We start from the raw sequence: 26,953 nt of genomic DNA on the forward strand, positions 1-26,953 counted from the left end.
GAGATTCTGCTGTACGCGGCGCTGTTGTCCTTGGTCGTGAGCCGTGAGTTGCTCAGTCTGGTCATCGAACACGCAGATGATGACCTCGTGTTTCCATCGGAACGCTGGGCGGCGACCTTCCGGTCGCACGCCCAGCTCATTCTCTACCGGTTGAGTGGCTATCTTGGGTATTCTCCACCGCCACTGCTTGATCGGCTGATCGCCGACGCGAAGAAGATCCACAAACAACGGCCGGTTCTCCAGGAACAACTCGCTACCGCCATCAAACCGGCAGCTGAGGCCTAACTAAAGACCAATGAGGGCGTTCGTTTATTCGGTAGAGTATGAAGATTGCTGACAATCAAAAACTCGATCGACGTGCCCTGCTGAAGCTTACGGGGGCCGCAGGGACGGCGGGTTTAGCAAGTATGGCGGGATGTCTCGACGACCCATCCGCTGACGACGACGGAGAGATCGACGAACTGACGATTACGCTGTCGCAGTTCCCGGACACGATCGATCCGCTCGACCACATCACCGGGGATTTCTTCGACGTCTACGACCACATCTACGAACCGCTGTTCGATTTCGAACCCGGAGAAGGAATCTTCCCACGTGTCGTCGATGATTGGGAGATTCAGGAAGGCGAGGGCGCGACCGAACTCTATCTGCGGGACGACGTGGTGTTCCACAACGGCGACGACCTGACCGCAGAAGACGTCGCCTGGACGATCAATCGGACGGTCGATCCAGAGATGGGCGTCATCAGCGACATCGGCTCGTTCGGTCTCGGCTCGATCGAAGGTGCAGAAGCACTCGATGAGACGACCGTTTCCGTCGAGTACGGTGCAGCACCAGGACTCGCCGAGTTCGAGTTCGGGAACTACGCTCGCGCACTCGATATGCAGTGGGCGATCGATAACCACGACGCCGAAAACGAGGCCATTTCCGGTGCTGATCCAGAAGATTTCAACGGGACAGGACCGTACGAGGTCGTCGACTTCACGTCGGGCGAGGAAATCGTCCTCGAGCGATTTGACGACTACTGGGGCGACGAGCCACCGTTCGAGACGGTAATCTTCAACGCCGACGGCGAATCCAACGGTCGGGTAAACTCGCTTCGAACGGACGCGACGGATCTCACGATCAACATCCTGCCGGAGGACGTCTCGACCGTCCGGAACGCCGACGACATCGAGATCAGACGGGTAACGAGTTTCCGGAATATCTTCTGTCCGATGAAAAACACCGTCGAACCGTTCGACAGCCAGGAGTTCCGGCAGGCGATGAACTACGCTGTCGACAACGAAGGAATCGCCAGCTCAGTGCTTAGCGGGTACGGTGAAGCGAGAGGTCAGCCTATCGCGCCCGGAATCAACGGCTTCAACGACGAGATCGAACCCTACGAACAGGACGTCAGCATGGCCGAGAGCCTCGTCGAAGAGAGTGGGTACGGCGGCGTCGAGATCGAACTCACCGTACCACAGGGCCGCTATCTCAACGATGCCGAAGTCGGTGAGACGGTCGCTGATCAGATCGACCAACTCGAGAACGTCAGCTGTGAGGCGAACATCGTCGAGTTCGGTACTGTCTCCGACGCGAATTCAGCCGGCGTCGACCCTGACGTGATCGAGATTCCGTTCTACCTGATCGGCTGGGGAACCATCACCGGTGACACTGATTACGGTGTGCAGGGCTTCTTTACCATCCCCGACAACGAGGCGCGAACGTTCGACGACGAAGAGCTCAGCGACGCGATTCTGGAGAGCCAACAGATCGAAGATCCGGACGAGCGACGCCAGCAACTCGAGGAAGTCAACCGGCTGGCCCACGAGAAGGCCCCGTTCCTGTTCTTGCACACTCAGGAGAGTATCTACGGTGTCCGAGAGCAGATCGAGTGGGAGCCACGTGAGGACGAGAGCGTCTTCATCTGGGACATGGAGTAGACACACGCTGCCAGCAACCGCAATAGTATAGCGTTCTCGATTTATTCGATACGATTCAATGACTACACATAAAACGTTCATATGACGATGGGGAAATTCCTCGTACGGCGGATACTCCAGGGCATATTCGTTATCTGGGGTGTCATCACGGTTATGTTCGGTCTCCGGGCCGTTTCGCCTGGCGATCCAGCGACGTTGATGCTTGGAGAAGGAGCGACACAGGAACTCATCGAACGCGTCCGCGAACAGGAGGGACTAAACGAGCCGATCTACATCCAGTACTTCGAGTACCTCCAGGGAATGGTCGTCGGGGATTTCGGGTACTCCTGGCGCTCTAACAGAGAAGTAGAAGCGATGGTGATCGAACGCGTTCCGGCCACGATAGAACTCGCCGTGGCCGCGACGATTGTCGCGATCGTCATCGCGATTCCACTGGGCGTCATCTCGGCGACACGCCGGAACGAGCCCGCAGACTACGGAGCAACGCTGTTCTCGTTGCTCGGCATTTCGACGCCCAACTTCTGGCTTGGACTCATGCTGATCTTGGTGCTTGGCGTCTGGGCTGGTCTCTTTCCGACCGGACGGCGACCGGTCGGATTTGGACAGGCGATGATGACGCTCGTGCAGTACGGGTCGGTCTACGATCTGCTGGTCTGGTTGCAGTACATTACGCTGCCAGCACTGACACTGGGGACGTACTTTACGGCCCTTATCACTCGTCTTACCCGGAGTGGCATGGTTGACGAACTCGGCAAAGAGTACGTGATGGCGAGTCGGGCGAAGGGATTACCCGCGGTGCTCGTGCGGTATAAACACGTGCTGCGGAATACGATGATCCCAATTATCACGGTGCTTGGATTGCAGTTGGGGACCCTGCTGGGTGGCGCAGTCATTACAGAAACGGTGTTCAACTGGCCGGGACTCGGCCTCCGCCTCGTCGACGCACTCGGCGCACGAGACTGGCCGCTGATGCAGGGAATCATCGTGTTCATCGCCATCGCGTTCGTGACGATCAACATCGTCGTCGACGCGCTCTACAACTACCTCAATCCACAGGTGCGAGAAGGATGATCTCAGAGAGAGTTAAATCGAATCTCAAACAGACGTTCGCCGAAAGTCTGCTCCCGAAACTCGGGTTGGTACTGCTGGTCTCGATCGTTTTCATGGCGCTGTTTGCGCCGGTGTTAGCCACTCACGATCCGACACGGACGGGACACTACGACGAGCAGGGTGCACCGTATCCGCCGCTCGGACACGAGTACACGGCGGAAATCGTACAGGACGGCGAGATCGTCGAGGTACCGGTCGAACCGACCAGCGAACACATCCTCGGGACGAACAACGTCGGCCAGGACGTCTATTCGCGGTTCCTCTACGGCGCGCGGATATCGCTTCTCGTTGGGTTCCTCGGGACGGGGATCGCACTGCTAATCGGCGTGCCGATCGGACTCATCGCCGGCTACTACGGTGGCCGAGTCGACGACGGACTGATGCGCATCGCAGATACGATGCTTGCGTTCCCAGCGCTCGTCCTCGCACTGGCCCTCTTGGGGGTGTTTGGACAGTCATCAATCCACGTCCCTGATCCGCTCGTAATCGCTGGTCTCGCCGATGGAATGCCCGAATCGGTGCCGGTCCCAGGAACCGTCATCATCGTCGTTGCACTCGTTACCTGGGTCTGGTTTGCGCGTGTCGCCCGCGGCGAGGCGTTGGCGATCCGCAACGAAGAGTACGTCAAAGCAGCAAAGAGCTTCGGGACGAAAGACCGGACGATCCTTCGCAAACACGTGCTTCCGAACAGCCTCACACCGATAATCGTCCTCGCGACGATTCAGGTCGCAGCGATCATCCTGCTCGAGGCCTCGCTTGCGTATCTCGGCTTCTCCGGAACGACGCTCTCGTGGGGGTACGAGATCGAACGCGGCCAGGGAATTCTCCGTTCCAGATCGTGGGTCTCGATGGTTCCAGGGATCGGGATCGTGCTGACAGTGATCAGCGTCAACCTGCTCGGTGACTGGCTCCGCGATGCACTGGATCCGAACATTGAGGGAGAAGGACGATGACAGAAGACATACTTCGAGTAACGAACCTCTCGACACGGTTTTTCACGCAGGAAGGACAGGTGAATGCGGTCTCGAGTCTCGATCTTCGGATCGAACGCGGCGAGATCTTCGGGATTGTCGGCGAGAGTGGCAGCGGCAAAAGCGTCACTGCACGGTCGATCATGGATCTGATCGAGTCGCCCGGTGAGATCACCAGCGGCACGATCGAGTACCGGAACGCCGACTTCGCCGCGGCAGTCGCTGACGACTATCCGGACGCCGTCGACGGCGAGTTCGTCGACCTGCTCGCGGTTCCCGAGCGAGTCAGACAGTCGCTTCGAGGGACGTCGTTCAGTATGATCTTCCAGGACCCGGAAAGCAGCTTCAACCCGACGCTGACGGTCGGGGAGCAACTTGCCGAAGCCGTCGAGGTCCAACGGCGAGCCAGTGCACAGCCACGGTCGACCAGCGCTCGGACGAACGAGTACTCGTTCAAGAACTATCTGCTCTCGACAGTTCTCTCCTCACAGCGGTACGTCTCGGATGAGAGTCGCGAACGAGCCATCGAACTGCTCGAGCTGGTCGGCATTCCCGACCCGGTCGAACGTGCCGACCAGTACCCACACGAGTATTCGGGCGGGATGCTCCAGCGGGCGATGATCGCACAGGCACTTGCGGGCGAACCCGACGTGTTAGTCGCCGACGAGCCGACGACGGCACTCGACGTCACGATTCAGGCACAGATCCTCGACTTGCTCGACGAGCTGCAAGCGGAGACCGAGATGACCGTGCTGTTGATTACGCACAACCTCGGTGTTATCGCACGAATGTGTGACCGCGTCGGTGTGATGTATGCCGGCGAGATCGTCGAGCACGGCACCCTCGAGGATGTTTTCGACAACCACGTCCACCCCTATACGGACGGACTGCTCGGCTCGGTTCCCAACCTCGACGGCGTCGCCGAGCGACTCCAGCCGATCCACGGCAACGTCCCGAGTCTCCTCGACCACGAGATGGAAGACCGATGTTACTTCGCCGACCGGTGTCCGAAAGCGATGGAAGACTGTCTCGAGCATCCACAGGAGTTCGACGCATCGGGAAGCGAGGTTCACAAGGTCCAATGTGTCCTCGCCGAGACGGAGTACGACGAGTCACGGGCGGTTCCTGACGATTACTTCGCGGATCCGGCTCAGGACACCACGGACAAACGCGCCGACCGCGACGGTGACGAACCCGATGGCCCGCCACAGCGAGCGGAATCGCCGATCGACAGCGCTGGAGGTGATCGCCAATGAGTCTCGAGAGCACAACCCAGCCACTCGTTCGCATCGACGGCCTCCAGAAATACTTCTGGGAGAACGACTCGATCCTCGATCGCCTATTCGGGAACGACCCGGTTCCGGTCCGTGCCGTCGACGGCGTGAGTCTGGATATACATCAGGGGGAAACCCTCGGACTCGTGGGCGAATCCGGCTGTGGCAAATCAACGATGGGCGAAACGCTGCTCCGCCTGCAGGAGCCGACCGATGGCCGTGTCGAGTTTGACGGGCAGAACGTCTACGAACTGAGCGGCGACGAACTCACCGCGTTTCGACACGATGCACAGGTCGTATTTCAGGACCCGTTCTCGAGTCTTGACCCTCGAATGACGATCGGTGAAACCGTCAGACAACCGCTCGACGTGCACGACATCGGTTCCGAAACCGAACGGGACGAACGAGTAGCGGACCTTCTGGAACGCGTCGGACTCTCCGCCGATCAACTCGATCGCTACCCCCACGAGTTCTCCGGCGGGCAGCGCCAGCGGATCGGCATCGCACGAGCACTGGCGCTCGAGCCGGAGTTTATGGTCTTAGACGAGCCGACCTCGGCACTGGACGTCTCGGTGCAAGCCCAGGTTCTGAACCTACTCGACGATCTCCAAGACGAGTTCGACCTCACCTACTTGTTGATCAGTCACGACCTCTCGGTGGTGCGTCACGTCTGTGATCGCGTCGCCGTGATGTATCTCGGCGAAATCGTCGAGGTCAGGCCAGTCGACGAGCTGTTTACCGAGCCGAAACATCCCTACACGAAGGCCTTGCTCGAGAGCGTTCCGCGCGCGTCGACCGATGAACGCAAACGCGACCGGGAGACGCTTACCGGTGACGTGCCGTCGCCGCGAGACCCACCCAGTGGCTGTCGGTTCCGAACCCGGTGTCCGATGGTGATCCCACCTGAGGACATGGACATCGAGCAAGAGACCTACCGTGAACTGATGCACCTGCGTGAACGGGTCGAAAACCGTGATCTCTCCCTCGCCTCCGTCGGCGATGAGGGCCAGTTCGAGACCGACAACGGTGGCGTTCCGGACGCAGACGTTCCCGCCTTCGTCGCGGCGCTCAAAGCCCGGTTGCTCGAGACCGAGCTCCCACCCCGTCACGACGCGATCGTCGAAGAGGCACTCGCGGAGCTAGCCGACGAAAACTGGGAGGCGGCTGCTGAGCGATTGCGGACGGCCTACGAGAGCGTCTGCGAACGGGACAACCCGTCCCTCGGTGACGGTGCCCATTCAGTCGCCTGCCACCTCCATGGTGTCGCCAGCGAGCGACCCAGTGAGCCGGACTCTTGGACCTGAATCGGTCAATCCAACCGGGCTACACCCACCCTAAACTCGTCGATGATAAACCGGTGAGAACACTTCCAGATCTTGCAGTCGTCAACTGCCTCGGGGTCAAGCCCCGAGGCTTGTCAGTGGACTCCCGTTCTAACTGCGTAGAGCAGTAGGTCGGAATCGACCGTTCGCGTTCAGCGTCCCTGACTTCAGAGCCAGTTGACTCGTGGCTCGTCCAGCACCGGACTTGAGCCAGTGCTGGACTAGACGCCACCCGGTATTTCGAGCGGCGTTATAATCGCTATGCAACTCCTTTCCGCACTTCAGACACTCGAACTCATCACCGTCGCGATTGTCCTCGTGTGTGAACCCACACTCGCTGTGGCTACACCGTTGACTCGTGTATGCAGGATTCACGTCATCCACGCCGATACCGTGTTCTTCGGCTTTGTAATCGACGTGGCGTTGCAGTTCGCGGAACGCCCATTGCTGGAACTTGCTGGCGTTCGAGATACGCTTACGGATGCGTTCCAAATTCTCGAACGCGATAGCCGTACACCCGTTCTCTACGGCCTCACGAACGATTGCTTTCGAGATTCGGTGGAGGTAGTCGACACTCCACCGAGCGAACCGTGACCCGATGCTCTTGATAGTAAGATGAGCGGAGCGAGTGCCTGTCTGTTGCAGGTTGCCGCGCCGACGTTCGTATTCGTCGCGGCGGTGATTGAGATAATCTGCGTTACCAAGGAACGCTCCTGTACTGGTGACGGCCACATATCCATCCACGTTAAGGTCAACACCGAGAACCACTCCGTTCTCGGATTCTTCATCGCTAGAATCAGGTTCAACCTCTTTCTTCACGGCGACGTGGAGGTAGTACGCGCCATCGCGTTTGTGGAGCGTTGCTTCGGCTTTCTTCCACTCGTCAGTCCAATAGTCCTCGAACGGTGTTCCCTCCTCGTTGACAGGCGTGACGTATTCAGCGGTCACGCGCTTGTCTGTGGTTGCGAGGGAAACATGGTCGTCGTTGTACGTGATGGTTCGACCGTTGTAGACGACGACGCTTCCTCGGAACTCGGGCTTGCTGGCTTTCTCACCGTCGAACTTGCGGTCTTTGCAGTTTGAGAGCGCGTCTGCCGCGAGGTTCCGGGCACTTTGAACAAGGCTGGATTGCAGGTCGAGTTTGTCACGGACATCGGAATACGTCTCGTCGTGGAGCGTGTTCTTGGTGTCCGTAATGTTGTAGGGGTTGTCGTCCCATCCGTGGTCTGCGACATGTTGCGCCGCTTGTCGGAACTGCTCGAACGTCTCATCGAGGACTTCTCCGCCCTCGTCGGAAACGTCGAGTTTGACTTGGATGTTCCGAACAACCTCCATACATCATTAGTATGGGTAGAAATACTTAAAACTACATATATGAGTGTGGGGAGTCGGCCTTGCTATCGAGCGTGGTTTGAGAAGGGTAGTGTCGGCTTCCTCCCCGAGGTCAAGCCTCGGGGTATCCGCCTCGACTTTTCGATGAATCGGTGGTAACTCCCCCGTGTCGGACGTTGTGTGCGGAATTTCGACCGCAATTGATCGGCCGTTCAGATCGAAGACCCAATCTGTGTTGGCAGTAGGTGTAATATCACTGGGTTCGTTGGGCGGGTATGAACGACGCAACCGCCACCCGGATGGAAGCAGCGTGTTCCCTCCTCGCGGAGTCAGAACGCCGATACCTGCTCTACGAACTGGCGGAACACCGAGATGCGAACCTCGAGGACGTCGTCAGCCAGATTGCCGCGTTGAAACTCGACAGCCGTCCCGCACTGATCGATACGGAAACCAGACAGCGGATCTACGTCTCGCTGGTCCACAACCATCTGCCTCGGCTCGCGGATTACGGGATTATCGAGTACGATCTGCGAAGCGGGGATATCGTGCTTGCCGACGGGTTTGACGACATCAGGCCACTGTTAAAACAGTTCAAACAGACCGAGGACGATCCACAGATCCGCCAGCACTCATCGCTGTGAACGGTCTGGGAACCGCTCATCCTATCGGTGTCTCCAACAGGGTGTCCGAACGTCGCTGTACCGCCGCCCGCCGTGTGTAATTTCGAACCGAAAAATGTAGGCATCAACTGGCGAGACGTTCGATGTGAGTCGATATCGAAACCTCGGGCTCTTTCTGGTCCTCGCAGGAATCTGGGGAACGGCGTTCGTCGCGATCAGTGCGGGCCTCGAGTACTTCCCACCCGTGTTGTTCGCGGCCTTGCGATACGACATTGCGGGCGTACTCATGCTTGCCTACGCAGCCTACGCCGTCGATGACTGGTACCCACGAGGTCGAGACGAGTGGGGGCTGGTCGTCGTCGGGGCGACCCTGTTGATCGCGGCCTATCACGTCTTCTTGTTTGTCGGCCAGCAAAACACGACTGCAGCTGCAGCCGCGATCGTTGTGAGTCTCTCGCCGGTCCTGACGACCGGGTTCGCTCGGCTCCTCGTCCCAACCGACGCGCTGTCGCCGCTTGGCACCGCCGGCTTACTCGTCGGGCTGGTCGGTGTTGGCGTGATCGCCCAGCCGGATCCCTCGAATCTACTGACAACAGATGTCGTCGCAACGCTGCTGGTGTTCTGTGCGGCCGCCGCGTTCGCCCTCGGCAGCGTCCTCACTCGTCGTTTCGACACCGCGTTGCCGATCGAGACGATGGAAGCGTGGTCGATGCTCGGCGGTGCACTCCTGATGCACGGCGTCAGTCTCACACTTGGCGAGCCACTCGAGCCATCGACGTGGACCCACCCCGAAGCAGTTGGCGCACTCGGCTACCTCGCCATTATCGCGAGCGCGCTCGGCTTCCTGCTGTATTTCGACTTGCTCGAGCGTCTTGGTGCCGTCGAGATCAACATGGTCTCCTACGTCGCACCGATCTTCGCCGCGCTGGTCGGCTGGCTCTATCTGGGCGAGGTCATCGACGCGACGACCGTCGTCGGCTTCGGACTCATCGCCGTTGGCTTCGTCCTTGTCAAGCGACAGGCGTTACGCAACGCCGTTGGACAGATCAGCCGACACAGTCCACGTGAGTGAGAAGCGTCCGGATCAGTCGCAAACCGCACTCGCTACTGGTCCGACTCCCGGCGACGGTGTGCATGCCCAACGTACAGTGCGAGGAGATGCAAAACGACCAACCCAAGAAAGAGGCTGGCTCCGAAGGACGTCGACAGGCCAGTAATAAACACCGGGAGATAGAGGATCGGCAAGACGATTGCACCCCAGAAGCCGGTGGTACGGATCGGTCCGGCAAGCGATGGCACGACCTTCTCGAGCGTTCCGTCGGCACTGTCCTGTCCAGTTGCCGACTCTCGAGGCGCTGTCGTCTTTCGGTCCTGATCTGACGGGGAATTCGACATCGAACTGATCGGGTACGCCTAGTTCTCAGCTCTGGCGGATATATCGGCGCGAACGTTCCACTGGATTATGCGAGATTCACTCCACGTAAGACCAGCTTGTCCTCGCTGTAGCCGTTTCTCGCTCTGACTCGGCCGTTTTGAGAGTGAGTATCACCCGAGCAGCTAGTTCAGTAAGACGGTGTTACTGCCGCTAAGCACGAAGTACACTGTTGTGCGCTGTGTGATCGCACACTACCGACGGCACAAAACCGCGATCGAGATTGTCCGTTTCCGTTCGGACTCGAGCGCTGCGCCGTTTACGGCGACGCCACGCTCACTGGAAGCCGATTCGGCTGCCACGACGGCCCGTCGGGTCCGGCCCGCTCGTACCACCTTTGAACTCCTCTTCGATCTGCTCGTAGTACTCGAGGATGTCGTCGGTAATCGTCGGCCGGACGTTCTCCATCGCCTGTCGGAAGTGACGCATCTCGACAATGTCGGCCTCGTGGTTCTCTCGCAGCGCCTCGATTGCCGCCTCGCGGGCGATCGACTCGAGGTCGCTGCCGACGTAGCCGTCCGTAATCTCGGCGATCTCACGGAGCGTGACGTCGGCGGCTAGCGGCGTTCCTTCCGTGTGAATGTTGAGGATGCGTTCACGACCGTCGATGTCGGGCTGGCCGATCATGACGAGCCGGTCGAATCGGCCCGAGCGCAGCAGTGCGGGGTCGATCATGTCCGGCCGGTTCGTCGCGCCGATGACCATCACGTTCTCCATCTCCTCTAACCCGTCGAGTTCGGTCAGAAGCTGGTTGACGACCCGCTCGGAGACGTTCGATCCGGTTTCGCTGCCCCGGCCCGGCGCGAGCGCATCGAGTTCGTCGAAGAAAATCACCGTCGGCGAGACCTGTCGCGCCTTGCGGAAGGTCTGTCGGATGGCTTTCTCCGATTCGCCGACCCACTTGCTGAGCAGCTGTGGGCCACGCACCGAGATGAAGTTCGCGTTAGTCTCGTTGGCGACGGCTTTCGCCATGAGCGTCTTCCCGGTGCCCGGCGGGCCGTACAGCAAGACGCCGGACGGTGGATCGACGCCCAGCCGGCTAAACCGCTCGGGATTGTTCAGTGGCCACTCGACGGATTCTTGAACCTGCTCTTTGGCGTCGTGGAGACCGCCGACGTCGTCCCAGGAGATCTTCGGCAGTTCGACGAGCACCTCCCGCATCGCCGAGGGTTCGACCTCGTTGAGTGCGCCACGGAAGTCCTGGCGCTTGACGATCATCCGGTCGATCAGGCTCGGCGGGATATCCTCCTCGTCGAGATCGATCTCCGGTAGGTATCGGCGCAGCGCCTTCATCGCGGCCTCTTTCGTCAGCGACTCGATGTCCGCCCCGACGAAGCCGTGGGTCTCATCAGCCAGGTGGCTGAGGTTGACATCGTCCGAGAGCGGCATCCCGCGGGTGTGGATCTGGAGGATTTCCTCGCGACCCACCTCGTCTGGCACGCCAATCTCGATTTCGCGATCGAAGCGACCGGGTCGGCGCAGTGCCGGGTCGACCGAATCGACGCGGTTGGTCGCCGCGATGACGATGACCTGGCCGCGGGACTCGAGGCCGTCCATCATCGTCAGCAGCTGGGCGACGACACGGCGTTCGACCTCGCCGGTGACGTCTTCGCGTTTGGGCGCGATTGAGTCGAGTTCGTCAATGAAGATGATCGACGGCGACTCCTCGCTCGCGTCCTCGAAGATCTCCCGGAGCTGTTGTTCAGACTCGCCGTAGTACTTCGAGATGATCTCCGGGCCTGCAATGGAGAAGAAACTCGCGGACGTCTCGTTGGCGACGGCTTTGGCGAGTAGCGTCTTCCCGGTGCCCGGTGGGCCGTGGAGCAAGACACCCTGTGGCGGCTCGATCCCCAACTTCTTGAAGATCTGCGGGTGTTTCATTGGGAGTTCGACCATCTCCCGCACGCGTTGGATCTCACCCTGGAGGCCGCCGATGTCCTCGTAGGTGATCCCGCCACCGGTCTTCTCGAAGCCGCTGATTGGCTCCTCGCGGAGTTCGACGTCGGTGTCCTCGGTGATGAGGACGACGCCTTCGGGTTCGGTTTCGACGGCGATGAGCGGAATCGCCTGCCCGGGAGAGCGCATGAACGGATGGTTCGTCGAACTCATCACGGGAACGATGTCGCGGCCGACGACCGGTCGTTTGAGGATCTGGCGTTTGACCATGCCAGCCGCGTCGGAACCGAACTGAACCGACGCCTCTTCCGGCGGCGCGAGCGTGAGTTTGTCCGCCTTCGTGGCTTCGGCTTTGCGGATCGTTACCCGCTCACCGATCCCCACGTCGGCGTTTTGCCGGGTGAAACCGTCGATACGGACCGTATCCGTGTTCCAGTCCTGCCGGTCGGCGCGCCACACCTTCGCAGCAGTGGTGTTCGCGCCTTCGATTTCGATGATGTCGCCCGGACTCAGCTTTAGATGCAACAGCGTGTCCGGATCGAGCCGGGCGATACCACGACCCGAGTCGTTCGGGTATGCCTTCGCAACCTCCAGTTGAACTTCATTCATGATTCGGGATGGACGGCGATATCAATGACTCCGCTTCCTGAGCGGATAGTTTTTTTGCTAGCCCAGATCGTCTCCGTGCTAGGTGCTATCACATCTGAGTATGACTGGCGCGTACATAGATGTACCGGCATCGGTTGGTTTTGGTGGTATCGACACTGTCTCCAGTCAGAGGGTCATGGCGAGCAGATGCGTTTTGTTGTGACCGATACTGCACCTCGCGTTCGATGGCCGCGTGGGCACAAGCAGTAATCTGACCCTCAGCGAAGTGACCGATGTCAGAGTTGTCTCCGACGACTACGCCGAAGGCCATGGCCCCACCGCAGCTGTCTCGAGATCTGCGAGCGCGTCGGGGGTGGACCTCGAGTCGGTGTTCGAGGGACGACGTGCTCGCGGTCTCCGGATCGCTCGGCGGAGTCAAGGCGGGCTCCACGGCGAGTCGATTGAGGATATCCCGGTTCAGTGGCAACTACACAACGTGCAGACAGTGAGGCAACCAACGCCGGTGATCCACTACCGACCGAGGCCCGCTGCGTGACCACGAGCAGTTGGGGGCGGCGGTGTCCGGACTGAGTATCTCAAGGCTTCGGGCTACAGCGCCGGCGGCTACGATCTCGATCCACACCCCCAAGGTCCTGCGGGTGCTGGTCAGCGACAGGAGCGGTCGGGACGAACTAGTGAAAGACGATATCGCCGTCCTCGAGACGCACCTCGACGATACGATGCCGGAGATTCTCGGCTGGCTCCGGGAGACGCTGGCTGACTCGGGCGCGCGTGACGTTTACTTGCGATTGATACTCGGCGGACGATGCTTCCGCCCGAACACGTTGCAGTGGGGTATCTGACGTTCTCGCTGCTGCGACGAGCGTACCGCGACAAGGTTTCGTCGGATTCGTCGATTCCGTGGTTACTCTTAGACACCTAACTCCCGAACCTGATTGACAAACCCTGGCATGATGGATCAGCATTCTTCCCTGGGGCCAATTTCTCAGTCATTTGTTGCCGTTTGCGCCCCTTCTGCTGTTCCTCGTCGATCGAAGGCTATGCCGCCGCGATCGATCGGGCGAAGGATTTTGAATGTATCACTCACTTCCTCACGGACGTGATCCCGGAACTGTGGGGCGCCCCGAGTGGATGTCGTTTTTGCTGTAGTCACTGTTTCCGGCTCTCGGCCGCTCTGTGGCCCCTCGGTCTGCGTGCATTCGGCCGAACTCACGATTGGTGCAGCCGTCGTCATCCTCTGGGTCGTCGACGGATCGCCAGGTCTCACATGTGTTCGCACCGCTCGCGACTGGGTCAACGATGTCATTAGTGGCGAGTGCGGGTGAATTACCTCGGGGTCAAGCCCCGAGACACTCTGCCTTGCGCTTCTGTAAACCGCCTTCGAAGATCGTTCGGAATCCGCTCCGTCCCGACCTGATAAGTTCGTACGAGTGAAAGGCAATTGAGAGTGCAGATTGTGACACTCGGGCCGTGTTATCGACGGGGACCGTAACGTTCAATATCGGTACCACCACCTGTTGACGGATAGCTGACAACGGAGTCCGGCCCACCACCCCTCACCGTCTCCGTCGCCGATACCGGCCTTCAGGCGGTTGACCTAGAGGCGGGTGAGCAGCTGTAGCAGGAGTCGACGCTTGGCATTCGGTCTGCGGCGATCACTGACGGTCCCCGTCACTGGATGCAAGCAAGACTGGACTATGGAGGTAATACGCGGGTTCTCGGCAGGTAGCGGATCTCGTCAGTGGGTGGCCGAACCCGAACGACCCGGCTCTTACCCATCGTCGCTGACGGCTCGTTGTTCGTCACCGCAGGCGACACCCCTCGTGTTTACGACCCTGTCGAGAGAGTACGGGTGCAGACACTCGGATCGCATCGCTCGGGGTTCCACGCTGTTTACGGCAGAGGGATCACTCTACTCTCTGAGACCGACGTAATACCGCTTTAGATATCCTCCAAGTCTGTGTTTCACCGCGTAATCAGCGAACTCGATCGAACCGAGGAAATACTACACCTGACCAGTGAACCGAAGGCTGCTACGGGCTGTGTTTCACGTGTGAAACACATGGTTGGGTCCAAGCTTTCCGCTTTTATTAGGGACAAAAATAGCTAATAGGAATATCACAGATTGCAATACGAGTCCGATACCTCCAGTGATATCGTTGGCTCTCTGGTTTGTTTACCGCTGAAACGGTCCAACCCCTTTTTCAGAAATACTGACCACCTCGCGACCGAGATATGAGTGAAAGGAAAGTAGACCGTGAGAGAAAAGCGGACACGGCGATTTCAGACCGGGCAACCGTAGGCCATCCATATGAAGCGGAGAGTCGAAAGCCGGTCATCGGTACGAATCCAACGATCAGACCGGGGACGATCATTTACGACGACGTCGTCATCGGCGACCGACTCAATACTGGCCACTTTGCGGTGATTCGCGAACGAACTGAAATCGGCGACGATGCCCTCGTTGGAACAAACGTGACCATCGATGGAACGTCGACGATAGGCTCGAACGCGAGTTTCCAGACCGGCGCGTACGTTCCTGCGGAGACCACAATCGGAGACCACGTTTTTCTCGGACCGAATGCTGTCCTAACGAACGATCCGTATCCGCTCCGGCGTGACGCCGATCTCGAGGGCCCGTCGCTTGAGGATCACGTGTCGATCGGTGCGAACGCGACGATCCTTCCCGGCGTAACCGTCGGTAGCGGATCGTTCGTCGCCGCCGGGGCCGTCGTAACGCGGGACGTCCCCCAGCAGACGCTCGCGATCGGCGCACCGGCGAGTCACGAACCCCTTCCGGCCTCTCTTTGTGGGGGGAACGCCGAATGATCCCGATTGCGAACCCCGTACTCGGTGAGCGGGAGATCGAACGCGTCTCGGCCGTCATCGAGAGTGGCATGCTCGCCGACGGCGGCGAGGTCAGAGCGTTCGAGCAGGAGTTCGCCGATTATTGTGGCGTCGAACACGGAGTGGCGACCTCGAACGGGACAACGGCACTCCACGCGGCGCTCGAGGCCCTCGAGATCGGGGACGGCGACCGAGTCCTCACGACGCCGTTTTCGTTCGTTGCGACGGCGAACGCGATCAGACATGCCGGGGCGAAACCGGTGTTCGCCGATATCGATCCGGCCACGTACAATCTGGATCCGACGGTCGCTCGCGAGGCAGCGACGAAAGCGGACGTCGATGCGATACTCGTCGTTCACCTCTACGGCCTCCCAGCCGAGATGGGTGGGCTTACAGACCTCGCGGACGATCTCGGGGTTCCGCTGGTCGAGGACTGTGCGCAGGCCCACGGAGCGACCTATCGGGGCGACCATGTTGGGTCGTTCGGCGACGCCGCTTGCTTCTCGTTCTATCCGACGAAGAACATGACCACCGGCGAAGGCGGCATGATCTTGACCGACCGTCCCGAGGTCGCCGACCGCGCCGAGCGGTACGTCGATCACGGCCGAACAGACGATGGAACCCACGCTACCGTGGGCCACAACTTTCGGATGACGAACCTTGCGGCCGCGATCGGTCGCGCACAACTCGAGCGCCTTCCCGTGTTTCTCGAGCGGCGACGAGAGAACGCCGCTCGGCTGACCGATGGTCTCTCCGGCACGTCGCTATCGCTTCCGACCGAACCCGGGTATACCCGTCATACCTACCACCAGTATACCGTCCGCGTTCCCGATCGTCGAGCGTTGCGGGATCACCTTGCGGCACACGATATTGGGTCAGGCGTCTACTATTCGGACTGTATCCACGACGAACCGGCGTACAACGATGTTACTCACGACGCGCCCGAAGCGGAGCAGGCAGCCGCCGAGGGACTGTCGCTACCGGTCCATCCGAACATCTCTGCCGACGATATCGACCATATTACCGAGGTAATCACTGACTATGCAGCCTGAATTCCAACTAGATGTCGGCGTCATCGGCGTCGGATCGATGGGGGAAAACCACACTCGAGTGTACAACGGACTCCCGACCGCGAACCTCGTCGGCGTCTTCGACATCGACGAGAGTCGAGCAACGGCCGTCGCGGACGAATACGGCGTCTCGCCGGTGGCACTTGAGGACCTTCTCGCGTCCGTCGACGCCGTCTCGGTCGTCGTCCCCACCCCCACCCACGAAGACGTGGCGACGAAGTGCATCGACGCCGGGGTTGCGATGCTCATCGAGAAACCCGTCGTCGAGGACCCCGAGGTCGGACGGAAACTCCAATCGGAGGCGCGGGCGGCTAACGTTCCGGTACAGGTCGGCCACATCGAACGATTTAATCCGGCCATCCAGATGCTCGAGGAACTGATCGGCGATCTGTCGATCATCAGCATCTCGGCCGAACGGCTCGGACCACCGCCGGGCCGCGTGATCGAAGACAGTGCAGTGCTCGACCTGATGATCCACGACATTGATATCGTCCTCTCGCTCCTCGGGGAGAAACCCACCAGGATACAGAGCAGCGGCGTAAATGGCAATCGCCACGCGACCGCGCTGCTCGAGTTCGAGTCGGGCACGATGGCATCGTTGACAGCGAGTCGATTAACGCAGCGGAAAGTACGGACGCTCACGGTGACCGCCGAGGAGTGTGTCGTCGAACTCGATTACATCGATCAGTCGATCGAAATCCACCGCCAGTCAGTCCCCGAGTACGTCGCGGACAACGGCGATATCCGATTCAAACATGAGAGTCTCGTCGAACAGCCGCGTATTCCGAATGAAGAACCGCTTCGCGCCGAACTCGCCTCGTTCCTCGAGGCGATCACGTCGAACGAACCGCCGAAGGTGACGATCGACGACGGGATCACCGCGCTCGAGATCGCACAGCAGATCGAGACGCTGGGAACCGGTGATCGACTGGCCGCGGAGGTCGCGGATGACTGAGCAACGCCGGCAGTCCGACCACGACATCGATAGCCTGTACGGTGTCGAGAAACCGTCGAACCGACAGCGAGACGCGTTCCTGAGCGGTTCGATCCCGGTCGCCGTCTACGGCCTCGGGAAAATGGGGCTGCCCCTGGCGGCAGTGTTCGCCGAAACGACGGGAAACGTCATTGGCGCCGATATCGATCCCGCTGTCGTCGAGGCGGTCACCGACGGCGACTGCCACGTGAAACGGGAGCCGGGGCTGCCGTCGCTCGTCGCTGAAACGGTCGCCGAAGGCGCGTTTACCGCAACGACGAGTCCGCTCGATGCTGCCAAGCGCGCGTCGGTTCACGTCGTTATCGTGCCGACGCCGATCACCGAGGACAACGAGCCCGACCTCTCGATCCTCGACGCCGTTGTCGAGGAGATCGGGATCGGGCTCGAACGGGGCGATCTCGTGCTCATCGAGTGTACCGTCCCGCCGCGGACGACAGCCGACCGAGTCCTGCCCGCGCTCGAGGGCACGTCGGGCATCTCGCGCGATGAGTTCGGACTGGCGTTCTGTCCGGAGCGGACCTCGAGCGGCCAGGCACTCGAGGACATCCGCGGCTCGTACCCGAAAATCGTCGGTGGCGTTGATGAGGAGAGCACCCGCGCAGCGAACCTAGTCTACGAAACGATCAACGATGACGGCGTGATTCAGGTGACCGACGCGACGACGGCGGAGGCCGTGAAGGTCTTCGAGGGATTGTACAGGGACGTCAACATCGCGCTCGCCAACGAACTGGCGACGTTTACCGACGAATTCGGAATCGACGTCAGGGAAGCGATCGATGTCGCCAACACGCAGCCGTACTGTGACATTCACGACCCCGGTCCCGGCGTCGGCGGCCACTGTATTCCCTTCTATCCGTACTTCGTCATCGAACCCTTCGAGACGGGTGCGCCACTGTTGCGGACCGCTCGAGAGGTCAACGACTCGATGCCGTCGTACACGGTCGACAAACTCCGCGAGGAGTTCGACGCAGAACGGGCCGGGTTGACCGACACGTCAGTCCTGCTGCTCGGACTGACGTACCGTCCCGGCGTCGAGGAAACCCGGGCGTCGCCGTCGCTTTCCATCGCCGAGGAGCTATCTGCCGCTGGGGCAGACGTGTACGGCGTCGATCCGTTGCTCGAGTCGTTCGAGGAGTTCGAGGAACGGGGTCTAACCTCCCTCTCACTGGACGATATATACGATCTACCTGTCGATAGTGTGATTCTCATTACGCCACACGAAGAGTTCGAATTGATCCGTTGGGACAAACTCGATCGCACTGACGGACGACTGATCGTTATCGACAGCCGCGATGCACTCGACCAGAAGGTGCTTTCGCAGACGAGCCATCGCGTGTATACGCTCGGAACAGGGTTCACGAACGATGTATAGGGGCCATACGGTCGCTGTCGTCGTCCCGGCATACAACGAGGAGGGATTCGTCGGCGAGGTGCTTGAAACGGTCCCGGACTATGTAGATCGGATTTACGCGATAGATGACGATTCGTCTGACGGCACATGGGCGGAGATTCGTTGCGCGGCTGCCGTACTGAACGAAATAGAAGGCGGTAGCGATCGCTTGCCGACCGTCACAACAACCAACAGGGGACCGGGAACGACGAACCGCGTCGTCCCAATTCAGCATGAGACGAACCGGGGTGTCGGCGGCGCGATCAAGACTGGATATGTCAAGGCTTGCGACGATGTAATCGACATTACAGCGGTGATGGGCGGTGACGGACAGATGGATCCCGATCTGCTTTCGCGGTTCCTCGATCCGATCGTGGAGAGGGAGGTCGATTACACGAAGGGGAACCGACTCCTCTACCCGGAGTATCGCCGCGATATGTCCGCCTGGCGATTATTCGGCAACTCGATACTATCCTATCTAACGAAGATGGCCAGCGGCTACTGGAAGATGATGGATCCACAGAACGGGTATACGGCTATCTCGTTGGATGCTCTGCAGACTATCGATCTCGACGGAATGTACGAAGATTACGGCTACTGTAACGATCTTCTGGTGAAACTCAACGTCGAGGAGATGCGCGTCGCAGACGTACCCATGCCCGCGGTATACGGCGACGAAGAGTCGGGGATTCAATATTCGACGTATATCCCGAAGGTTTCGGGGATGCTCTTCCGGAACTTCTGTTGGCGGCTGAGAACGCGGTACCTCGCCTCGGGTTTCAACCCGCTCGTGCTAGGATACATTTTCGGTGTGTTTGTATCGCTGGCCGGTGCAGTGAGCGGTGCGCGGGCGCTGCTCTCGGGGCTGCAACGAGAGGACACCGCATTCGATCGCATCGCAACCAGCGGTCGCCTCCTACTCAGTGGCACAGTATTCCTCTCGCTCGCAGTGTTGTTCGACATGCGAAAGAACGAGGAGTTAGAGGTACATCAGTATGAGTGACGCACCCCGTATCATCGTCACGGTCCAGCACCCGGCGCACGTTCACTTCTTTCGGAACGCGATAACTGACTTGGAGGCCCTTGGATATGACGTCTGCGTGTTCGCCCGGGAGAAGGACATCGCGTGTACGCTTCTCGACACCTACGGGATCGAGTACGAGACACTCGCCGGGACCGCCAGTTCACCGATCGGTCTCGCGAAGACGCAGGCGATCTATGAGTATCGAATCCTAAGTCGAGTTCGTGCGCTGAAACCAGACGTACTGCTCGCAATCGGTGAACCAGCGGTCGCTCACGCATCGTCGCTCGTCGGGGGTCAAAGCATCATATTTACTGATACGGAACACGCGGCGGTGTCGAACGGGATTACGTTCCCCTTCGCAGACCTCCTCTGTACGCCGGACGCGTTCTGGGACGATCTCGGGGAACGACACCGCGTCTACAGCGGGTTCCACGAACTCGCCTATCTCCATCCGGACCGGTTTACGCCCGATCCGATGATCCTTGAAGACCTCGGCGAAAGCGATAACGAACAACTCGTCGTGTTACGACTGGTTTCGTGGAACGCCGCACACGACTTCGGCCGGAGTGGCATCGATGGAATCGAAACGCTAATCAACGAACTCGAGCGCGGCGGCGCGACAGTCCTCGTCACCGCCGAAGGACAGCTCCCGCCGTCGTTCGCGGACCGAGAGGTCGATGTACCTCCACACCGGATGCACGATTTACTCGCCGCTGCGGACCTGTTTCTCGGCGAGAGCGCGACGATGGCGATCGAAAGCGGACTTCTCGGAACGCCGGCACTGTACGTATCCGACCTCCAAGCAGGCGTCCTCGGTGAGCTCGAGACCAAATATCGGCTGCTTCGATGGCTCTCGCGTCGCGCCGGTCCGACAGAGATCGCGGATCACGCCTGTGGACTACTGTCAGTCGACGATTCGACGTGGTCCGAACGGCGGCGGACCGTCCTTGAAGAGACGATCGACACAACGCAGTTCATCGTCGATACCGTCGAGGAGGTTGCCCGAGGATGACATTAAACGACTCCTTCGACGATCACGAATTCGCACTCTGTCTGACTCACGACGTCGATCGTGTTTTCAAGACGTTTCAGGCCCCTTACTACGCAGTGACCGAGCGCGACCCCTCTCACTTGCGATCGTTGATAACCGACGAGCGACCGTACTGGCAGTTCGAGGAACTCATGGCGCTCGAGGAGGAACTCGATGTTCGGTCGTCGTTTTACTTCCTCAATGAGAAGCGGCTCTTCGAACAGCCGCCACGAGAGTGGTTCCGGTGGAAAAATTGGATGCTGTATACCGGCCGATACGAGATCACCGATCCGGAGATCGTCGACGTCATACGCACCCTCGATCGCGGTGGCTGGGAGATCGGACTTCATGGTTCGTACAACTCGTACGACGATGCCGATCGACTCCGATACGAAAAATCGGTCCTCGAGGACGTTCTCGAAAAATCGGTCCTCGGCGGCCGACAGCACTACCTCAATACGATGCTGCCTCAGACGTGGGACCATCACCGATCGATCGGGCTGCGGTACGATGCCAGCTACGGCTCGAGTACAACCTACGGGTTCGACGGTCGGTACGATGTCATCCGCCCGTTCGACGACGATTTTCTCGTGTTCCCGCTGACGGTCATGGAGACGCCGCTGCTCTCAAACGCGTCCTCGGTCGAGGCGGCATGGCGGGAGTGTCGCCGACTGCTCGAGGAAGCGCACGAACACGACGCGATAATGACCGTTCTCTGGCACCCTCGGTACATGAACGAGGCGGAGTTCCCCGGCTACCGGACAATATACGAGCGGCTGATCCGGGAAGCGAAGGCCATGGACGCCTGGGTCGGCCCGTGCCGCGAGTGCTACTGGCGACTCGAGGCGACAACACCGTCGTCGTTCGAGTAAGACCGGATGATAATCCTGCCCAGTACGGGCCGACTCGACTCGGAACGCTACGGACCGGCGAATCGGCGATCCGGCGAAAAGAACGTCTCAATGCGGTCAGCGAGCAGTCTCCGTGTCAGGCTCTAGCTATAATCGGCGGGGTGGATGCGGTCCCGACCGACGTAGACCTGTGTCTTGCCCTCCATAAACGTGAACTCGACAAGGTTGCCCGAGAAACGAAACCGGTGGACATCGCGTTCGATCGTGCCCCTGACGCTGCTGTCCGAGAGCGATTCCGCCCCGTCACCCGAGACGATCTCGATAGAGCCGTCGACGGTCGCTTCGTAACTCACCTCGTTTCCGTTGCCGACGATAGTGAGCGTCGACAGTTCGTCATCATCGTCGGACGTGTCGATCTCCTCGCCGTTGAGGGAGACGTCTGCGTCACCGTCGACGGTGATATCCTGGAGTTCGCCGCTGAACTTGTAGGCGTCGCGCCAGCCGCCGACGGTACCGGTGACGTGACCGTCATCGATGACGTCGTCGTCGTTGATCGAGGCAGCCCGGTAGTTCGACTTCTCCACGCGGCCGCTGACTCGGAACTCGTAGCGGCTACTTCCAGAGGAACCAATCCCGTCGATCAAGAGCATGTTCTCGAGCGGAGTATCGTCGTTCGTCGGCGGTTCAGAGGGATAATCCGACAGGTAGACCTGCTCACCGGAAAGCCACATGCTCCCAGGCTCGTGTTCCGAGTACAGCGCGACGATGTTTCCGTTGAGGAAGTAGCCGTCGACCGAGTTCGGTTCGCCGACGGCTTCGAGCATCGTGTATCCGCTCTCGCTCTCGTCCGCGGGAGTGACCGAGACCGTGTCGTTGTAGGTCGCCTGGCTCCAGTCAGACTGAACGATCTCGCCGTCGACGTAGATCCGGTACGTCGAGGTCTGAGACGGATCTCGGTACGTGAATTGATGTTCGTACTGGTCGCTGTTGGCAGGATCTTCGAAGTAAGGATCGTCCTCGTAGGGTGATATCGGGTCAGTCGGTTCGTCGGTCGAACTCGTCTCGTCGGGCATGCCACCGATAGTGATCTTGTGACCGTCGTAGATCAGTGCGCTACCGGAGAGGTCGGAGCCGACGACGTAGCCGAGGGGGCCGACGCCCTCGATGAGGTTGTCCTCCGAAGTCGTGAACCGGAAATCCGTGCGCTCGTAAGCCAACTCGCCGTTTACCCAGTAGCGCATCACGCCGTCGGCGTTGGCCGACCCTCCCGAGAACGTGTTACAGCGGACGTACCCCTCAATGAGGTTCCACTCGTCCATCCAGACGGGCGTGCTCGTCATCTCGAAATCGCCAGACCCGCTCCGGTCCATGTGGTACGAGTAACTGAAGAGATTGTAGCCGTCAGGTGCGGGCGAGTCGTTCCGGTGGGCGAATCCGATCGCGTTCGACCAGCCGTTCGTCCCGTCCGTCCCCCCACCGCCGGAAGAGCCGGATCCGTTTGTCAGTGGCAACCAGAAGATACGAACCGTGTCGTACTGATCGAGTTCGATGTTCTCGGGGTATAGGTAGAACCGCGTGTACACCTCACGAGGCATCCCATGCCCATGCTCTTCGAACCGATACTCAAGGTTCGCTGTCTTCTGTGCGCTCGAGAACTCCGTTCGTAACGCCTGATCGTTGACCTTCGTCGGTGATGAGACGAACTCCGGGGCGATGCCGCTCCGGTTGTCATTGACGTTGTAGAGGTCGGACGGACTACTGTAGTCGTCGTAATCAAGTATTAACTGGGTTGTGCTCTCAGCGGCCGAGACACTGGAAACCCCGGCAGAAGCGCCGAGGACGGTCGCGGTCGCGCCAGCCAGTTTCAGATACGATCGCCGGTTGATGCTGTTCTTCTCGCCGCAGTAATCATCTGTTTCGGACTGAAACTCATCCAGTTCCGATCGGTCGCGTGCCATGCAAGCCGAGTAATAAGATTATACCGCCATAAACTTTTCTGGCTGTTGATTGTTAATACATTCGTATATTTATTCAGAACATGAGTTTTTGTCTAACAATTTTGTACTTCGTACAGTATTTTATATATATATATATATATATATGGTCGTTCTATCGTCGGAACGGGAGCGCTTGGGAGACTTAGGAACGGCCGAGAAAAACAGTATTACTGGACCGAAAAACGAAGGGAAGCTCCGAACAGTTATCGGGCGGCGTTCGTACTGACGCTGATCTCGTGCTCGTCGTAACGGAACGACTGGTCCTGCGGTGCAACTTCACCGCCGCCGTATCGGACGATCGGACCGACGTATTCGATCGCTTGTCCGTCGGTCGTCGTCCAGCGGTAGTTCTCACGCTCGAAGGCGAGTTCGCCGTCGAGCCAGTACCGAACGACGCCATCGTGGTTCGCCGTCCCACCCTCGTGGGTGTTCATTCGAACGTAGCTCTCGAGCGAAACCCACTCGCCGACCGGAATCGCCGCGTTGGTCACCTCGAATTCACCGGCACCGCTGTCGTAGTCCATGTGATACGTGTACGTCGCGAGGCGATAGGTTCCGGCCGGCGGATCCTCCCTGTTCGTGACGCAGATCACTGACGACCAGCCGTTATCGCCAGCGGGCGGCCCTCGAACGCCCGACCCCGCCGTTCCTGCCTCCGTGTTGAAGCCCATCGCCATGATTCGGCAGACGTCGTTCGGCTGCATCGTCCAGTCGTCGCTGAGACGAACCATGATCCGCTGATAGGCCTGTGTCGGTTGCCCGTACCCGTTCTCCGGCAGTGAGTACATTGCGTTCGTCCCCCAGCTATCACCCTCTTTTACCGCCATCTCGAGTGCCTGTGAACTCGCAGTCGTCGGCGTATCAATGAATGACGCGGTCGTTTCGTCACCGGTCCAGACATCGTAGATCTCCGACGGCTGGGTGTACTGATCGTAATCAATTGTTATCGCTTCTGAATCACTCTCGAGTGAATCGACGGGGCGGGTGCTCGGTGTAGCGCTTACAGCGTTCGTTGCAGTCGTGAAGGCTGCAGCCGCAACTCCCATCTTCTGGAGGAACGACCGTCGCTGGACGCCTTTACTACCGTCTCGGCCATGCCGTTGTGATGTGTCGTTCCTGTCATACAGTAATCTTTTACCGTTCATCTCGAACAGGAAACGACGCCATATCGTTATAAACTTTTCAAGTTAGAAGATATAAAAGTATCATATATTACCTATATATCAATATAATAATAACGAAAATAAGAGTGTGCTGCTTCATTATATGTCGACCGGAGATTTAAACGGGACCCGCGATCAGGAGGTGGTCAACCGCCGTTCAGACGCGAACGAAGCCCCATCTCGATGACTGCTTCCGGGTGCCGGCTGTCAGACACTCGAATTAGCTCGGCGCTAGCACCGTCTACTGCGCATCGCTATCCAAATACGCACCCAGATTTACAAGAAGCGAGACCCAGTAAACACGTACCAACAGGGACGCGCCAAGCACGTCGAACGTGTCGAACGGTGGTTCTATACCGTTCTTGGAGCGGTTCGGACACAGCGGTCTTCCTCGACAATCGTACTAGATTCGATCAGGCGTCCTCTGGAGACGACGGAACAGTGGCAGGATCGACTTGGTCGCCGGAGATCCATAACTCGGCTGGATCGGGATCCGCATCTAGGGCGACGAACTCGCCGTTGAACAGGTAGCCGTCGGCGGTATGTGGCTTCGCCGTCGCCTCGGCGATCGCATACCCGCTCTCGCTCTCGTCGGCTGGCGTAATCTGGACCGTTTCGTTGTACTTCGACTGATGTCCGTCGACGTTGCTCCAGTTCGAGTGAGCGACGAATCCGTCGATGTACAGTCGATACGTCGACTCCTCGTCACCGTTCACATACGTAACCCGCCCATCGTAGTCGTCTAAATTCGCCGGATCTTCGAAGTACGGATTGTTTTCGTACGGAGGTATTTCGGGAATGCCTGCGGCGAACAACTCGTGTTCGTCGTAGAAGACGGTCAGGTCGATCGGCGCGACTTCGCTGCCGCCGTACCGGACCAGTGGTCCGGCGTATTCAATCGCCTGTTCGTCGACCGTCGTCCACCGAAAGTCAGTCCGTTCGTAGACGAGCTCACCGTTGAGCCAGTAGCGCCCCTTCCCGTTTGGATCAGCCTCACCGTCGCTCACCGTGTTCATGACGACTTCAGTCTCGAGTTCAAACCACTCGCCGGAATGCACTGGCGAATCGACGACTTCGAACTCTCCAGTGGATCCGGACTGATCCATGTGATACGTATACGTAGCGAGGTTGTACCCACTGTTCTCACCGTTTCGTCTGTCGGTGACCGCCAACATAATCGACCAACCGTCGTTACCCGACGGTCGTCCGCGACCACCGGAACCGTGCGGCCCAGCCTCCGTATTTAAACCGGCAGTCCAGAATCGGCAGACATCGTTCTCTTCCATCGTCCAGTCCTCACTGAGCCGGATCATCGATCGCTGACGGACCTTATTGGGTTGGCCGTAGCCGTTGGCAGGAAACCAATAAGCGGCGTTGGTGCCGTTACTCGTCTCTTTTAGGATGTCACACCGTAGTGATTTTTCGCCGTCGAACGCGACGCTGTCATCAAACGACATCCTGTTCGGTTGGCCGGTCCAGACGCGGTACGCGTCTTCCGGTCTGCTGTGTTCGCTATAGTCGATTTCGATCAGTTCGGCGTTCTCTCTTTGTACGTCAACGGTGTCAGCAAGCGAGTCGTCCGATTCGTTACGTTCGTTTTCGTCAGAGCCGTCGTTCGATTGAAGAGAGGCTGCACCGACTACTGTTCCACCCACGACAGTTGTCACACCAGATATTTTTAGAAGTGAGCGTCGACTAACCATCACCACTTCTTCGCCTCTACGACGTTGTATAGTGGGTGTATCGTTCTATCACGGAATCACGGTATTACATTCAGGTCAGCATACTAGTTCTTTACTTACACACGTCGGATTCGAACGCACGAACTCGTTACGGTCACTGAAACTGCTGCCTGTAAGCAAAGCGCGCACGCCGTGTTCGCTCATTATGGCCACTGAATCTGACTCGCTCCCTGTTCGCATTCGCAGCCGTCTCGAAGGATTTCGTGACCGCGGACGAGACGGTCGTCGGGTGCCCCTCGAAACACACCACTTCAGTGACACGGAGCGGCGTCACTCGGGTCGGTCGACGATCCAGCAAGCGGCAAGCCATTGATTAATCAGTGAGTATAGCATTACGTTTCGAAATCTGATTAC

At 59.1% G+C, this 26,953-nt stretch carries 20 protein-coding genes and 2 pseudogenes; 16 read left to right on the top strand and 6 right to left on the bottom strand.

Translation table 11 applies throughout. The features are described from left to right. From BW940_RS11735 to BW940_RS11760, 6 genes and pseudogenes are all read left to right on the top strand, one after another. Window positions 1–285, top strand: a pseudogene (locus BW940_RS11735) (IS4 family transposase); the annotation flags it as partial. Window positions 286–323: 38 nt separating this feature from the next. After that, a complete protein-coding gene (locus BW940_RS11740) occupies window positions 324–1,925 on the top strand; it encodes an ABC transporter substrate-binding protein (protein WP_076609408.1) in 1,602 nt (533 codons plus the stop codon). An 81-nt stretch (window positions 1,926–2,006) separates the two neighbouring features. Next, window positions 2,007–2,996: an ABC transporter permease gene (locus BW940_RS11745; RefSeq protein WP_076609409.1), complete on the top strand. Its 990-nt coding sequence runs from the start codon at window positions 2,007–2,009 to the stop codon at window positions 2,994–2,996. Further along, window positions 2,993–3,988, top strand: coding sequence for an ABC transporter permease (locus BW940_RS11750; RefSeq protein ID WP_076609410.1), 996 nt, complete (start codon window positions 2,993–2,995; stop codon window positions 3,986–3,988). Before BW940_RS11745 ends, BW940_RS11750 begins: the two co-directional genes overlap by 4 nt. Then, window positions 3,985–5,262: an ABC transporter ATP-binding protein gene (locus BW940_RS11755; protein ID WP_076609411.1), complete on the top strand. Its 1,278-nt coding sequence runs from the start codon at window positions 3,985–3,987 to the stop codon at window positions 5,260–5,262. Before BW940_RS11750 ends, BW940_RS11755 begins: the two co-directional genes overlap by 4 nt. Further along, on the top strand, window positions 5,259–6,584 hold the full coding sequence (locus BW940_RS11760) for an ABC transporter ATP-binding protein (RefSeq protein WP_076609412.1): 1,326 nt from the start codon (window positions 5,259–5,261) through the stop codon (window positions 6,582–6,584). Before BW940_RS11755 ends, BW940_RS11760 begins: the two co-directional genes overlap by 4 nt. A 129-nt stretch (window positions 6,585–6,713) precedes the next feature. On the opposite strand, the gene BW940_RS11765 is transcribed toward BW940_RS11760, so the two are convergent. Beyond that, window positions 6,714–7,937 carry an RNA-guided endonuclease InsQ/TnpB family protein gene (locus tag BW940_RS11765; protein ID WP_076609413.1) on the bottom strand — a complete coding sequence of 408 codons (1,224 nt, stop codon included), beginning with the start codon at window positions 7,935–7,937 and terminating at the stop codon, window positions 6,714–6,716. Window positions 7,938–8,209: 272 nt separating this feature from the next. Here BW940_RS11765 and BW940_RS11770 point away from each other — a divergent pair, with 272 nt between their 5' ends. Beyond that, the gene (locus tag BW940_RS11770; protein ID WP_076609414.1) at window positions 8,210–8,575 is read left to right on the top strand and encodes a DUF7344 domain-containing protein; all 366 of its coding nucleotides are present in this window, start codon (window positions 8,210–8,212) and stop codon (window positions 8,573–8,575) included. A 124-nt stretch (window positions 8,576–8,699) separates the two neighbouring features. After that, entirely contained in the window at window positions 8,700–9,626 is a 927-nt protein-coding gene (locus BW940_RS11775; RefSeq protein WP_076609415.1) for a DMT family transporter, read from the top strand. A gap of 32 nt (window positions 9,627–9,658) precedes the next feature. Here BW940_RS11775 and BW940_RS11780 read toward each other — a convergent pair whose 3' ends face one another. Together BW940_RS11780 and BW940_RS11785 are read right to left on the bottom strand one after the other, a co-directional pair. Further along, window positions 9,659–9,949, bottom strand: a complete 291-nt coding sequence (locus BW940_RS11780; protein ID WP_076609416.1) for a hypothetical protein — start codon at window positions 9,947–9,949, stop codon at window positions 9,659–9,661. Window positions 9,950–10,262: 313 nt separating this feature from the next. Continuing rightward, the gene (locus BW940_RS11785) at window positions 10,263–12,491 is read right to left on the bottom strand and encodes a CDC48 family AAA ATPase (RefSeq protein WP_076609417.1); all 2,229 of its coding nucleotides are present in this window, start codon (window positions 12,489–12,491) and stop codon (window positions 10,263–10,265) included. Between the two features lie 574 nt (window positions 12,492–13,065). Between BW940_RS11785 and larC the strand changes: the two are divergent. The 8 genes and pseudogenes from larC to BW940_RS11830 all read left to right on the top strand — a co-directional run. Further along, window positions 13,066–13,270 (top strand): annotated as a pseudogene (gene larC, locus BW940_RS11795) (nickel insertion protein); the annotation flags it as partial. 1,456 nt (window positions 13,271–14,726) lie between these two features. Then, window positions 14,727–15,320 (top strand): acyltransferase, encoded by a 594-nt coding sequence (locus BW940_RS11800; protein WP_076609419.1) that lies wholly within the window; start codon window positions 14,727–14,729, stop codon window positions 15,318–15,320. Beyond that, window positions 15,317–16,390 carry a DegT/DnrJ/EryC1/StrS family aminotransferase gene (locus BW940_RS11805; protein ID WP_076609420.1) on the top strand — a complete coding sequence of 358 codons (1,074 nt, stop codon included), beginning with the start codon at window positions 15,317–15,319 and terminating at the stop codon, window positions 16,388–16,390. The genes BW940_RS11800 and BW940_RS11805 overlap by 4 nt, the downstream gene beginning before the upstream one ends. Beyond that, entirely contained in the window at window positions 16,380–17,363 is a 984-nt protein-coding gene (locus BW940_RS11810; RefSeq protein WP_076609421.1) for a Gfo/Idh/MocA family protein, read from the top strand. Before BW940_RS11805 ends, BW940_RS11810 begins: the two co-directional genes overlap by 11 nt. Further along, window positions 17,356–18,774 (top strand): nucleotide sugar dehydrogenase, encoded by a 1,419-nt coding sequence (locus tag BW940_RS11815; RefSeq protein ID WP_076609422.1) that lies wholly within the window; start codon window positions 17,356–17,358, stop codon window positions 18,772–18,774. Before BW940_RS11810 ends, BW940_RS11815 begins: the two co-directional genes overlap by 8 nt. After that, the gene (locus BW940_RS11820; protein WP_076609423.1) at window positions 18,767–19,795 is read left to right on the top strand and encodes a glycosyltransferase family 2 protein; all 1,029 of its coding nucleotides are present in this window, start codon (window positions 18,767–18,769) and stop codon (window positions 19,793–19,795) included. The genes BW940_RS11815 and BW940_RS11820 overlap by 8 nt, the downstream gene beginning before the upstream one ends. Beyond that, a complete protein-coding gene (locus BW940_RS11825; protein WP_076609424.1) occupies window positions 19,788–20,828 on the top strand; it encodes a DUF354 domain-containing protein in 1,041 nt (346 codons plus the stop codon). The genes BW940_RS11820 and BW940_RS11825 overlap by 8 nt, the downstream gene beginning before the upstream one ends. Next, window positions 20,825–21,718 (top strand): polysaccharide deacetylase family protein, encoded by an 894-nt coding sequence (locus BW940_RS11830; RefSeq protein ID WP_076609425.1) that lies wholly within the window; start codon window positions 20,825–20,827, stop codon window positions 21,716–21,718. The genes BW940_RS11825 and BW940_RS11830 overlap by 4 nt, the downstream gene beginning before the upstream one ends. Before the next feature lie 122 nt (window positions 21,719–21,840). On the opposite strand, the gene BW940_RS21945 is transcribed toward BW940_RS11830, so the two are convergent. The 3 genes from BW940_RS21945 to BW940_RS22515 form a co-directional block, all read right to left on the bottom strand. Continuing rightward, window positions 21,841–23,655, bottom strand: a complete 1,815-nt coding sequence (locus tag BW940_RS21945; RefSeq protein WP_076609426.1) for a hypothetical protein — start codon at window positions 23,653–23,655, stop codon at window positions 21,841–21,843. Between the two features lie 242 nt (window positions 23,656–23,897). Beyond that, entirely contained in the window at window positions 23,898–24,839 is a 942-nt protein-coding gene (locus BW940_RS11840) for a hypothetical protein (RefSeq protein ID WP_143823894.1), read from the bottom strand. 431 nt (window positions 24,840–25,270) lie between these two features. Then, on the bottom strand, window positions 25,271–26,560 hold the full coding sequence (locus BW940_RS22515) for a heparin lyase I family protein (protein ID WP_076609428.1): 1,290 nt from the start codon (window positions 26,558–26,560) through the stop codon (window positions 25,271–25,273). Between the last annotated feature and the right edge of the window lie 393 nt (window positions 26,561–26,953).

It is taken from the genome of Natronorubrum thiooxidans (assembly GCF_900156475.1).
Taxonomy (GTDB): domain Archaea; phylum Halobacteriota; class Halobacteria; order Halobacteriales; family Natrialbaceae; genus Natronorubrum; species Natronorubrum thiooxidans.